Source organism: Mucilaginibacter gossypii (assembly GCF_017569325.2).
In the GTDB taxonomy this organism is placed as follows: Bacteria; Bacteroidota; Bacteroidia; order Sphingobacteriales; family Sphingobacteriaceae; genus Mucilaginibacter; species Mucilaginibacter gossypii.
This window is the reverse complement of record NZ_CP071878.2, coordinates 4,474,774-4,487,243: the sequence shown is the minus strand read 5'-3', so window position 1 is coordinate 4,487,243 and position 12,470 is coordinate 4,474,774. Positions and strand designations below refer to the sequence as shown.

Sequence of the window (12,470 nt, the reverse complement as noted above, 5' to 3'; positions counted from 1 at the left end):
AAAAATCACGTTTTCTGCTTTTTCTTCTTCGCCGCCGGGAACAGCACATTGTTTAATATCAGCCTGTAGCCGGGGGAATTGGGGTGTAGTTTCAAATCTGTCGGCGGATCATTTACAGCGTGCTGATAATCTTCAGGGTCGTGGCCGCCGTAAAATGTCCATTGGCCTTTGCCGTATTCGCCGTGAATGTAACGGGCTTCGTTGGCGGTTTTCATTTCGCCCATAATGGTAACGCCGGGTTTGAGCATGCTTTTGTTGTAGGCCGTGGTTAAGCCCATAAAACCTTTTATTACTTTGTCATGATCCTGCGTAAGCATGCTCGGCACAACATCCCATTTGGCCGAAAAATCAAACAACGTAAAGAAATCCCGGGTACGATCAACCTGGCGGGTGGTGGTAACGTCGATATTGCTGAAGGAATGCGAAATGGGGTTCATATCCAGCGTAAAATTCTGAAAGGCGAACGTTTGACTAAAATCGAGTTTGGATTGCGCGTCCTGGTCGGCAGCATCACCGTCGAACATACGTTCGCAGATATCTGTATTAGCAGCCGATAGTGCAATGTCAAAAGTATCGGTACCTGAGCACATGGCAAACAGGAAGCCGCCGCCTGCGCAAAAATCTCGGATGTTTTGGGCTACGGCCAGCTTCATTTTTGATACCTTGCTAAAGCCCAGTTTATGGGCCATGGCCTCCTGGATTTTGATATCATCGGTATACCATTGCGCGTAACGGAAGGCGCCATAAAACTTGCTGTATTGCCCTGTAAAATCCTCGTGGTGCAGGTGCAGCCAATCATACTTAGGCAGTTCGCCGTGGATCACCTCTTCATCGTAAACTACGTCGTACGGAATTTCGGCATATTTTAAAACGAGGGTAACGGCATCATCCCAGGGCAGTTTGTTTTTTGGCGAATAAACCGCCATTCGGGGCGCTTTCTCGAGTTTAACCAGGTCCATATTTACCGATGGATCGCTTACTTCGGTAATAATTTCGTTTGCTTTGGCGTCGGCAATAACTTCGTAGCTCACCCCGCGGATCTTGCACTCTTCCTCAACTTTTTGGCCGTACTTCATCATGAAACTGCCACCACGATAGTTGAGCAGCCAGTCGACTTCTTCGCCGTTTTTGAGCACCCAGAAAGCTATCCCGTACGATTTGAGATGATCTTTTTGCTCATCATCCATAGGGATTAAGATAGAAGCGGCCTTTGACGTTAAAGGTAAAAGGTAAAAGGCGAAAGGTAAAAGGAACTTTAGCTTTATAAGTAAAAGACGAAATGTAAGAGGTGAAAAGTTATTGCCTGATGAATTATTCACGATCCTTGTTGATTTGTTTACTGCCGGGTTATCAAATGTAACGAATAAAGGGCTAATGTATTTTAACCATTTTTAACACATAAGGGCTTCTGGCTTTATGCATGTTGTTTTAGTTTTATGGCGTTGTTAAATCCGGGCCTTAAATGAGTTTAGCTGTCATCGTTAGAAATAATTTCCTTGTAGCTGTTTTGTTAACGTGCTTTTTACCTGCACATGCTCAAGGCAGTGGTGCAGGAATGAGGCTTAATCGTGATGTGCTAATAAAAAGGCTAACCGAGGCTGATAAAGACCTTGTATTTAAACAAGATACAGATATCAGCCTGCTGCCCAATTTTGTTGCTGTCGATGCCAACGGAAGCAGGGCTCAATTAATCGGTAAGCCCGATGAGCTGATGATAGTAAAATGGACTTACGTTTTTACTGCCGACGAAAAAGTGAACCTTGCCGAACTGCAAAAACTGGCCTGGTTTGCTAATACTTTAGGTGATCAGGAAGGACTCGACTGGTTTTTTGCCCAATTGGCCGAATTGGGTAAAGATTATAAAAAGCCGCTTTCGGAAATTAAAATGTTTGATTCAAAAAGAAAAGGCGAGATTAGTTATTCGCCAAAAGAAAAAGTACTTACCATGACTTTTACACCCTGGTAAGCTAAATTGGTATCTGCTCGAATTATCTGCGGAGATTTCATGTTGATTGAAAAGCATATCTATTATATTTTTATAATAGGATAACCTTACTGCAAAAAATGGAACTATCGAAATACAAAAATCTGCTCAATCAAGTTGAGGCGATTGCCACCCGATATAAAAAGATCGATGAACTGACTGGAGAGAGCTTTAACGTTTTTAGAATATTAAAGCTTGAGTCTTCTGAGGTTAGAATGCATTCGGCCTTTATTGCAGAACTATTAAATCCAAAAGGAAGTCATGGGCAAAAGGATACTTTTTTAAAGCTATTTATAAATTTATTTTGTTTCAAAGGCAATCTTTTAGACAGCATGTCGTGTAAGGTTAAAGTAGAAGATAATATTGGAAAAATAAGTGACGATGGTACCGAAGGTGGTAGAATAGATATCTCAATTACTGATAAGTATAATCACCAAATAATAATCGAAAATAAGATTTATGCAAGCGATCAGAAATTTCAACTTACACGCTATTTTAATTATTCAATTGATGCTGACATCGTTTATCTTACTTTAGATGGGAAACTTCCTTCTGAAAGTAGTAAGGGGCAATTGGAAGAAGGGATACATTATAAGTCCTACTCTTATAAACAAGATGTAATAATTTGGTTAGAACAATGCCGCAAAGAAGTTTCGGTCTACCCGATAGTAAGGGAAGCCATAACACATTATATTAATTTAATTAGGCATTTAACAGAACAAACCCAAAATCAAAATATGCAAGAGGAACTAAGCGATTTATTAAAGCTTCATATTGAAACTTCATGGGCTATATCAAAAAATTTAGATAAAGCATGTCAAAAAGTTTCAGAAGATTTTGGTAAGAAAGTTGAAAGCGAGTTACACAAGTTAGGTGTGGAAAGTCATTACGATATTAATTTTGAAAAGCGTAATAGCGGTATTTGGATTTGGAAGCCAGATTGGGAATATCTGAATATCGGATTTCAATTTCAGTACTATGATAAAGATATGATTTATGGCCTTTTTGCGAAGCAAGATCCTATAAAATTTCCTATTCACGACGCACTCAGGTCAAAAATAAAAAAGGTATTCAGCGGTTACTTAAAAGAGAGTGATTGGTGTCCTTGGTTTAGAAAACTTGATTCTCCATATAATAATTGGAATGAATTAGAAGCTTGGCAGGCAATTCTTGATGGCCGGATGGCTGACATGATTATTGAAAAGGTAAAATATCTTCTCAATTTAACTAATGATATTGAGTTATAAAGATGATTTACATTCAAGGTCTTTCGTCCTTTAACCTTTTTCTTTAATCCTCAATTTTATTACCTTTGCCAACTGTTTTCAAAAAAACAAAAACATGAGCAAAGCAATAATCAAAACCGAAAAAGGCGACATGACCGTAGAGTTTTACGATCAGGATGCCCCTAATACCGTTGCTAACTTTAAAAAATTAGCAAAATCAAACTTTTATGATAACGTGATATTTCACCGTGTTATCCCTAATTTTATGATTCAGGGCGGCGATCCAACCGGTACAGGTGCTGGTGGCCCAGGCTACAAAATTGATTGCGAGCTTACCGGCAACAACCAATACCATGACCGTGGTGTGCTTTCAATGGCACATGCAGGCCGCAACACTGGTGGTTCACAGTTTTTCATCTGCCACAATCGCACAAATACTGCCCACCTTGACCGTAACCATACCGTTTTTGGTAAGGTGATTGAAAATGTTGACGTTGTTGACGCTATTCGCCAGGGAGATAAAATTTTAGGAATCGAAGTTATTGAAGATTAAGTGAGTAGTTGATGAGGTGAGTAGTTTATTAGCTAAACATAATAAACTACTCATCCAAGCAGCACCAACAAAAAATATATGAATTTACAGGGAATTGTATCGGTATCAGGAAAACCGGGTTTATGGAAAGCTTTGGCACAAAATAAAACCGGCTACGTACTGGAGAGTTTAGATGCACAAAAAACAAAGCTGATAGCTAACCTTTCTACAGCTAAATTAGCTGCTTTAAGCGAGATCACCATTTTTGGTGTTGAAGACGATATCAGGTTAACTGATGTGCTTGAGCGCATGAAATCAGCATCAAACATACCTGATGTTAAAGCCGACGGCAAAGCATTACGTACCTTCTTTTATGAAGTAGCGCCTGATCATGATGAGGAAAAAGTTTACTCATCAGACATTAAAAAGGTAATAGCCTGGTTCCAGATATTAAAACCGCTTCCAATTTTTGAAGAGGCCGATCCAACCCAGGCACCTGCCCCGGTTGCAGAAGAGCCGGTTGCCGAGGCAGTAACTGCTGAACCGGAAGCCGAACCAACAGCTCCAAAAGCAAAAGCTAAAAAAGCCACAAAAAAAGCCGAATAATCGGCTTTTTTTGTGGCTTAGTGGCGCCGTCTATTGTAACTAATTTTTAGTTGCAAATGGGCGGCGTTTTTATTAAGTTTGTACTTAAGTCAATTAATTGGTTGAAGAACTTACCCGTAGATCTGTAGAAAGGAATTTTAATTATGATAAGTACGGAAATATCAAAAAATGTCAAGGCAAGAAAAACTAATAGCTCGTATGCTATCTATTCCCAAAGATTTTACCTGGGATGAGCTAATCAAAATACTAAGCACATTTGGCTTTGAGGAGTTAAAAGGTGGGAAAACAGGAGGATCAAGAAGAAAGTTTGTTGATGCAGATAAAAATATTATCAACCTTCACAAACCCCATCCTGCCAATGTACTAAAAGAATACGCAATAAAAGACGTTATTGAAATTCTGAGATTAAAAGGATACTTAAAAGATGAATGATATCTTGCAATATAAGAACTATTATGGATCGGTGCATTTCAGCGCTTCCGATGAAGTTTTCCACGGTAAAGTTTTAGGCATCAATGACCTGGTTAATTTTGAAGGGACATCGGTGAAAGAACTTAAAGCTGCATTTGAGGAAGCCGTTGAAGACTACATTGATACCTGTAACGAAATTGGTAAATCGCCGGATAAAACATACAAGGGTACATTTAATGTTCGTGTCCCTTCTGCCCTGCATAAAGAGGCTTCAACATTTGCGGCAATCAACAACATCACATTAAATGAGTTTGTTAAAATGGCGATGAATTTTGCACTCCATCGAAAAGAGCAGCTCATCAAAATATCAACTAAAGGGGATGACGAATTAATTGGGATTGCATAAAAAAAGCCGAATAACCGGCTTTTTTTGTTTAAGATATATTTTACTTCTTAGCTAAATAATTAGGATTGGGGATAAAATCTCCTTCAATTATTCCACTTGAATCCACTTTCCAGGCGCCTTTGATAGCTTGCGGCGGCACGTTTACATCATGCTCAAATGTGGCGTCTATTTCATACACCCAACCGTTAGCATGATTCAACGCTTCTTTTATAGCGCCGGGTGCTGGCCTTCTTTTTAAAAGTGGTGTTTCCTCTGGAGTAGCAATGTCGGCGCAGACTTGTTTCGCGGTAAATAGGTTTTTGAAATTATACATCCATCGCATCATAAACAATTACCTTTTCCCAAAGATGGCTGCAGTTTTTAATAAACTCCAGGTGGATAGGGTGAGTTTGATAGGTTGCCTGTCCGGCCAGGTCGCTGAAAAACATCAGCTCGGATACCGCCCAGGAGTTATCTACTACGTCGCGTTTTTCGGTACTGGCTACAATACCTACGCGGAGCTTACGCACGGTTTCAATTTTGGCAAGGGTTTTAACACCCGCTACCAGTTTATCGCGATCTTCTGTTGATCCCGGATTTTTAAGCCAGAAAAATACATGGTGAACTATTGGCCATTCCTCTTTTTGCTCTTTCAGCGATATTGCCGATGCTGTAACTGTACCTGCAGCCAGTGCCGCTGTTGTGGTTATGAATTTTCTTCGGGTTGATTTCATGACAGGTTAAATAATCGCTTTCAAGGTAGTAAGAATTATTTAAAAACGTTTATAAGTTGTTTCAATCAAAACACATCCAAAATATAAAGCAGCACAATAACAGGCAGCACATTTAAAAATATTACAAGCCCGATGTTCTGATTCTGCACATCTCTTTGCGCATAACGGGACAGGAATATCATAAAAATGATGTAGTAAATAATCGGAAAAACGAATATAATGGAAAGCAGTAGTCCCGCCGAGCTCATAAGCTGGCCCCAGCCCAATATAATTGGCCATATTACCATCCCGACGATTTCAAGAAAGGTGATAACGGATAGTACTTTTAAGGTTTGGGCTTTGCTCATTTTAAGGTAATTGTTTACCTTAAAAATAAGAAAATGAGGAATTTTATGAAATAGGAAAAACTAACCTACAAACACTCCGGCTGCTTACACCCTTCTTCCGAAAATTCGGGTTCAAAAGTGCTGTGGCTGATATCCAGATGTTCCAAACGGTGACGAAGGTCATGCTTGATATTATCAAAATCGGCCATAGCTTCAGGCTTGATCACCAGGTGGGCAGTAAGTGCGTTTTCGGTAGTGCTGAGCGCCCAAACGTGCATATGGTGAACATCAACCACACCTTTGGCTTTTTTAAGTTCGGCTTTGATCTTATCAAGGTCCATTTCGGCAGGTACGCCGTCCATTTCCAAACGGAGGCTGGCCGTAAGCAGGCTCCAGGTGCCGCGTAATATCACAAAACCTATTATCAGGCTCACTGCGCTGTCAATCCAGTACAGTTTGGTAAAGTATATGATAATACCAGATATCACCACACCAAAGGATACTATGGCATCAACGGCCATGTGCAGGTAAGCGCCTTTAATATTGAGGTCGGTATCTTTATCTTTAACAAACAGCCAGGCTGTAAAAGCGTTAATGCCAATGCCTATAAAAGCAACCCAGGCCATGGTGCCGCCCGATACTGTTTCGGGGTTCATGAAGCGCGTAACCGCTTCATAAATAATAAAACCAACGGCTGCAAATAATATTACCGCGTTAAAAAAAGATACGATGATGGTCGACCGCTTATAGCCGTAGGTATACTTACTGTTAGCGCTTACTTTGGTGAGTTTAAAAGCAAGCAAGGCTAACGCGAGGGAGGCCACATCGCTCAGGTTATGGCCGGCGTCGGTTAACAGGGACAACGAGTGTGTAATAAAACCTGTAATTGCCTCAACCACCACAAACACCGAGTTAAGCACTATGCCCCAAATAAATGCCGAATTTAAATGATCAAGTTTAGGGGCATGGTCGTGATGATGGTGCCCGTGCGAATGTGAGTGTGAATGATCGTGACCTGCTGACATTTAGCAAAGGTAGGGAAAGATGTGCAGATGTGCAGATTATGGATGTGCAGATTCATGTGTTGTTCATTTTTGAACCTTGATTAACTTGATTTTAGGATTTCATGAATTGGGCTATGAATATAAATTATCAGGCCAATTCATGAAATCCTAAAATCCTATAAATCATGGTTCAGTCCTACTCATGATGATAAGGCTCACCCTTCATAATGGTATAAGCCCTGTACAGTTGCTCCACAAAAAACAGGCGTACCATCTGGTGTGAAAATGTCATGCGCGAAAGAGAGATCTTGTCGTTAGCCCGCTGGTAAACGGAGGTATCAAAGCCATAAGGCCCGCCGATGATGAATATTAAATTGGCAGATGTGGTAACTTCTTTTTTATTGATATAAGCCGCAAACTGGGTTGAGGTAAATTCAGAACCTTTCTCATCCATCAGGATCACAAAATCCAATGGCGTTATTTTTTTAAGGATCAGCTCGGCTTCTTTGGCCTTTTGCTGCTCGGGGCTCAGGGCTTTGGTGTTCTTCAACTCGGGGATTTCGGCAAGCTCCAGTTTGGTATAGTGTTTTAGCCGTTTTACATATTTATCAATGCCTTCCTTTAAATAGGCATCCTCTGTTTTTCCAACCGTAAGGAACGTGATCTTCATATCTGCAACAAATAAACGTTTATTTAAAATATATGTGTTTATTTTGGTTGAATTTATCTGCACATGGAACAAACAATTATAAACGATTATACGCAAAGGGCAAGCCTCGCCGCTGCAGAAGCGGCCAAATATAAGAAGCTTGCCAATACCTATTCACTGCTGAGGCTCGGCATTTTTGCCATGGTGGCTGTAACTATAGCCTTTGCCATTCACTTCGATAATTTTAGTATTATCGCCATAGCCTTTGTATTGCTGGTTTTTGCCTTTGCCTGGCTGGTAGCGCGACAAAGTGCGTTTGAAAAGCAGAAACAGTATTATGACGATCTGCAGCAGGTAAATGAAAACGAGATAGGCAGTATCCAAACGCACGGCAATATCTACAACGATGGCGCACGCTACGCTAACGATAAACACTTCTACACTTCCGACCTGGATATTTACGGCAATGCCTCCTTATACCAACTCATCAACCGCACCGCAACCACGCCGGGTAATAGTAAACTGGCGGGTTGGCTCAATGCTCCGGCAAGCAAGCAAACAGTATCGCAACGACAGGAAGCCGTTAAAGAAATAGCCGCTAAGAACAGCTGGAAGCTCGACCTGCAAACGCGCGTTATATTTGCCATAAAGCAGGATGTAAACCAGCTTAAAAACCTTTTCAAATACCTGCACATTCCGCTCGATATGCCAGGCGAAAAATGGCTTGCCGCTTATACCAAAATAGCGCCTTACCTGTTTACGGCGTTGCTGGTAGTCGCTTATTTTTATTCGCCGGCTAAGCTTGCGGCCATCGTGGTTGGCTTGTTTAATATGGGGGTGGTGTTTTCAAAAGCAGCCTACATCAGCAAAGCCGATCTTATTGCCGGTAAAATAGGTGATACTTTATCCAACTATGCAAATGTATTTAAGTGCATTGAAGACCAGCAATGGCAAGCTCCCTATAACAATATATTAGCACAACAGCTTAAAACAGATAAAACATCGGCTAAAATAAAAGAGCTGGGAGAGCTGATCAATAAGCTTAATTATCACCTTAACCTATTAATTGGCTTTGTACTCAACCTGTTTTTTTTGTGGGATATCCGCCAGATCATCGCCATTGAAAACTGGAAACGGCAAAACCAAGACAGCCTTGAAGCCGCCTTTGATGTCATTGCCGATTTTGAATCACTATTGAGCCTGGCCGGTTTGGCTGTAAATTACCCGGACTGGTGCTTTCCTGTTATTGACGACAGGCAGGGCTATACCCTTACAGCTAAAGCCATTGCCCATCCGCTTATTGATGTAGCCAAACGTATCGAAAATGATTACGAACTGGATAATACCTTTAAAGTTGACATCATCACCGGATCAAATATGGCCGGCAAGAGTACCTTTTTGCGTACCGTGGGCATTAATACCGTGTTGGCCTTAAGCGGTGCACCGGTTTGTGCCAAAAGCATGCAGGTTTCGGTGATCACCATGATCAGTTATATGCGCATCAAAGATTCGCTCAATGAAAGCACATCGACTTTTAAGGCCGAGCTCGACCGTCTGCAGATGCTGCTGGCCGCGGTCGAAAATGAGCCGAAGGTGTTTTTCCTGATAGATGAAATGCTGCGCGGTACCAATTCGGTTGATAAGTACCTCGGCTCAAAGGCGGTTATCGAGCAACTCATCCGCAAAAATGCGGTGGGTATGGTAGCTACTCACGATTTACAGATAGCCCATCTCGAAACCAAATATCCTGATTACGTACGTAATTTTTATTTTGATATCCAGGTAGTGAACGGCGAAATGCTGTTTGATTACAAGATCAAGCACGGTGAATGCAAAACTTTTAACGCCTCACTATTGCTTAAACAGATAGGGATTGAGGTGGACGCGGAATAGAACCGGGATTTTGTCTGAACTCGAATTAAACGAATTTTAAGAATTTATCGAATTTTAAAATTCTGTCAATTCAATGAATTCAACAAATTCGAGTTCAGACAATCCTGGTTCAGAAAAAGAGCCGGAAGCATTTACGCTTCCGGCTCTTTAGTTTTTTCTTATATTCTGACTCTAACAGTCTTGACTCTTAAAGATTATCGGCCTCCTGTCGGTGAACCGCCGGCACCCTGGTCGCCTTGTTTCATGTCATCATTGTTGATGCCTTTTTTCTGTTGATTAGGATTGCTGAAGCTTAATTTACCGAAGCTGTAGCTAAACGTTACACCAAACGAACGGAATGGGAACGCAAATTTGCTGCTTTGTGTAAATGTTGGCGTTTTTATGTCGGTATTAAAGTTTTTGTAAGTATTGAATGGCTCAATGGCATTAATACCCAATGCAAGTTTCTTTTGCATAAACTGTTTTTTAAAGCCAAAGCCCATAATGCTGAACGATGGGTTTGAGCCCTGAATGGTGCGGCGTGCCGAATTTTCAACAGCAAATGCCTCAGCTATAAAGTTGTTTGGCAGTGTAAGCTGAGCACTTAAAAATGCGTTGTACTGCACATAAGTATTGGTTTGTGTTTGCTGGTGCGTAAACTGGTCAATAGCGGTTGGCTTATAGGTGTAAGCGTTGATTTGCCCGCGTATGGTTAGGATCTTGAACGGGGTTACCGAACCAAAAAAGCTTGCGCCATATGAGTTATTTACGCCAATGTTTTGATAGGTAGTTAAAGTAGCGTTCTGATCACCATTAGGTGGCAGGTTTTCAACTATACCTTCAATTAAGCCTGATGTATGCTTATAATAAGCAGACAGGTTGATCACAGACGATTTTATGAATGTGTTGTAACCCAATTCAACTGTTTGCGATATTTCGGGCGCTAAGTCGGGGTTACCAACTGTTTGTGCTGTAATATTGCTCCTGTTAACAAACGGGTTCAAAAACTGTAAGCTTGGGCGTGTTATACGCTTGCTATATGATAATTTGATAGTTTGAGTAGGTGTAAGTGCCTTTTGAAAAGTTAAGCTTGGTATAAACGTATTATAGTTTTGATCAAAAGGGCTAAGATTTTGAGCACTATTGATTGGCTCGCCGTGAATATCCGTATTTTCAAGCCTTGCACCTGTCATAATGGAGTAGCCTTTAGGCAGAGAGAAAGTTAATACGGTGTAACCGGCCCAAACTGTTTGATTATAATTATACCTGTTTGAGTTTGGATCGCTGAATACAAAACCGCCGTTTCCGTCCGGTACAAAATAATCCGAAATACTTTTTATCCTCCTGATGATGTTTTTACCACCGGCTTCCAGCTTAAGCAGTTTGCTTACAGGTAAAGTATAGTCGGCTTGTATAGTATACTCGTTGTTTTTACCATTAATATTGTTTTCAAGGGAATCAAACACCGCCGAATACAAGTTAGTATAATCGGTAACAATTTTGCTATGGCTCCATTGTGCAGACAGGTCCAATTCATGACCTTCTTTTTTAAATTTGTGTGTGTAATCAATGTTCCAGTCAAAGCCACCAAAACTATTGTGACCGCGACCATCAGAAGTGTAAGACTGATCTTTGGTGTGATCAAAATAATAAGTTTGATTTGTGGTTGACAGCGAATGCGGATCAAAACCACCCTGATTTAAACGGATAGAAGTACGTAAGTTGTTGTACGCGTTAAAATCATAGCCAGCCGAAACAGAGCCTATTACGCCGTGACGTTTAACGCGGCTGGTTCCTGTAGATGTTTGCTCATAGTGTTTGGTAGGGTCACTGTAATTAAAATTCTGATCGCTTGAGGTAAGCGAGGTTTGAGGCCATGTTGCGTTACCACCGGCGTTTGCCGATAAACTAAACCTGTTGTGGTTATAGTTGATATTGGCGTTGCCGTTGTTTTGACGTGTACCAACACCACCGCTGATTGAACCGCTGATACCTGAAACATTTTTTTGCTTGGTAATTATGTTCAAAATACCGGCCGAACCTTCTGCATCATATTTTGCCGATGGCGAAGTTACCACTTCGATACTCTTGATCTGGTCGGCGGGGATGGTTTTCAACACATCCGATAGGCTGGCAGATGTAGCACCGGATGGCTTGCCATTGATCAATACACGTACGTTCTGGTCGCCGCGGATGGATACGTTACCATTTAAGTCGACAGCAACCAAAGGCACTTTCTGTAACACATCGGTAGCGTTGCCGCCAGCGGCAGTAAGATCTTTCTCCGCGTTATAAACTATCTTATCGATCTTGTTTTCGATTAATGCGGCCTGGCCAACTACCGAAACTTCTTTAAGCGCGTGTGAGCTTGGGGCCAACAGTACCTGGCCAAGCTTAGCATCTGGTTTTGATGGGGTAGTGGTTACCTGGTCAATATATTTAGTTGGGTAACCTATAAAAGAGATAGCCAGCTTATATACGCCCGGCTTTATATTGTCCAATTTAAAGTTACCTTTTTCATCGGTTACAACACCGGTAATTGGCGATTTGCCTCCGCTGCGATATAAACCAACCGAGGCGTAGTCCATTGGTTTTTTGGTTAGCGAATCAATGATAGTGCCTGATATTCTGCCTGTTGTTGTAGGTCCGCCGCCGCCCACACCAAACTGGGCCTGAGCCGATAACGCGAAGCAGAATAATGCAATAAGTATGTAAAAACGTTTCATTTAGTATTATTTTGG

Annotated in this window: 14 protein-coding genes; 7 read left to right on the top strand and 7 right to left on the bottom strand. The window is 41.3% G+C overall.

All coding sequences use genetic code 11. The features are described from left to right. Positions 1 to 5: 5 nt before the first annotated feature. On the bottom strand, positions 6 to 1,187 hold the full coding sequence (locus J3L18_RS18695; protein WP_208102414.1) for an asparagine synthetase B: 1,182 nt from the start codon (positions 1,185 to 1,187) through the stop codon (positions 6 to 8). A 275-nt stretch (positions 1,188 to 1,462) separates the two neighbouring features. Here J3L18_RS18695 and J3L18_RS18690 point away from each other — a divergent pair, with 275 nt between their 5' ends. The 6 genes from J3L18_RS18690 (at position 1,463) to J3L18_RS18665 (ending at position 5,165) form a co-directional block, all read left to right on the top strand. Then, positions 1,463 to 1,966, top strand: coding sequence for a hypothetical protein (locus J3L18_RS18690; protein ID WP_129568397.1), 504 nt, complete (start codon positions 1,463 to 1,465; stop codon positions 1,964 to 1,966). A 98-nt stretch (positions 1,967 to 2,064) separates the two neighbouring features. Beyond that, the gene (locus J3L18_RS18685; protein WP_129568398.1) at positions 2,065 to 3,231 is read left to right on the top strand and encodes a PDDEXK-like family protein; all 1,167 of its coding nucleotides are present in this window, start codon (positions 2,065 to 2,067) and stop codon (positions 3,229 to 3,231) included. Positions 3,232 to 3,325: 94 nt separating this feature from the next. Beyond that, on the top strand, positions 3,326 to 3,763 hold the full coding sequence (locus J3L18_RS18680) for a peptidylprolyl isomerase (RefSeq protein WP_090534226.1): 438 nt from the start codon (positions 3,326 to 3,328) through the stop codon (positions 3,761 to 3,763). Between the two features lie 78 nt (positions 3,764 to 3,841). Further along, positions 3,842 to 4,348, top strand: coding sequence for a DUF5606 family protein (locus J3L18_RS18675; protein WP_129568399.1), 507 nt, complete (start codon positions 3,842 to 3,844; stop codon positions 4,346 to 4,348). A 168-nt stretch (positions 4,349 to 4,516) separates the two neighbouring features. Next, complete coding sequence (locus J3L18_RS18670) at positions 4,517 to 4,780, top strand: type II toxin-antitoxin system HicA family toxin (protein WP_129568400.1); 264 nt, start codon at positions 4,517 to 4,519, stop codon at positions 4,778 to 4,780. Next, positions 4,773 to 5,165 (top strand): type II toxin-antitoxin system HicB family antitoxin, encoded by a 393-nt coding sequence (locus tag J3L18_RS18665; protein ID WP_129568401.1) that lies wholly within the window; start codon positions 4,773 to 4,775, stop codon positions 5,163 to 5,165. Before J3L18_RS18670 ends, J3L18_RS18665 begins: the two co-directional genes overlap by 8 nt. A gap of 40 nt (positions 5,166 to 5,205) precedes the next feature. Here the strand turns inward: J3L18_RS18665 and J3L18_RS18660 are convergent, their stop codons facing one another. The 5 genes from J3L18_RS18660 to rlmH all read right to left on the bottom strand — a co-directional run bounded on the left by J3L18_RS18660 (position 5,206) and on the right by rlmH (position 7,878). After that, a complete protein-coding gene (locus J3L18_RS18660) occupies positions 5,206 to 5,478 on the bottom strand; it encodes a hypothetical protein (protein ID WP_208102415.1) in 273 nt (90 codons plus the stop codon). After that, the gene (locus tag J3L18_RS18655; protein ID WP_091172094.1) at positions 5,471 to 5,878 is read right to left on the bottom strand and encodes a Dabb family protein; all 408 of its coding nucleotides are present in this window, start codon (positions 5,876 to 5,878) and stop codon (positions 5,471 to 5,473) included. The genes J3L18_RS18660 and J3L18_RS18655 overlap by 8 nt, the downstream gene beginning before the upstream one ends. Positions 5,879 to 5,943: 65 nt before the next feature. Continuing rightward, positions 5,944 to 6,225 carry a hypothetical protein gene (locus J3L18_RS18650; protein ID WP_129568402.1) on the bottom strand — a complete coding sequence of 94 codons (282 nt, stop codon included), beginning with the start codon at positions 6,223 to 6,225 and terminating at the stop codon, positions 5,944 to 5,946. Positions 6,226 to 6,290: 65 nt separating this feature from the next. Further along, positions 6,291 to 7,229 (bottom strand): cation diffusion facilitator family transporter, encoded by a 939-nt coding sequence (locus J3L18_RS18645; RefSeq protein WP_129568403.1) that lies wholly within the window; start codon positions 7,227 to 7,229, stop codon positions 6,291 to 6,293. A gap of 175 nt (positions 7,230 to 7,404) precedes the next feature. Next, positions 7,405 to 7,878 carry a 23S rRNA (pseudouridine(1915)-N(3))-methyltransferase RlmH gene (rlmH, locus tag J3L18_RS18640; protein WP_129568404.1) on the bottom strand — a complete coding sequence of 158 codons (474 nt, stop codon included), beginning with the start codon at positions 7,876 to 7,878 and terminating at the stop codon, positions 7,405 to 7,407. A 63-nt stretch (positions 7,879 to 7,941) separates the two neighbouring features. Here rlmH and J3L18_RS18635 point away from each other — a divergent pair, with 63 nt between their 5' ends. Then, on the top strand, positions 7,942 to 9,750 hold the full coding sequence (locus J3L18_RS18635) for a MutS-related protein (RefSeq protein WP_129568405.1): 1,809 nt from the start codon (positions 7,942 to 7,944) through the stop codon (positions 9,748 to 9,750). A 194-nt stretch (positions 9,751 to 9,944) separates the two neighbouring features. Here J3L18_RS18635 and J3L18_RS18630 read toward each other — a convergent pair whose 3' ends face one another. Next, entirely contained in the window at positions 9,945 to 12,455 is a 2,511-nt protein-coding gene (locus J3L18_RS18630) for a TonB-dependent receptor (protein WP_129568406.1), read from the bottom strand. Positions 12,456 to 12,470: the final 15 nt, after the last annotated feature.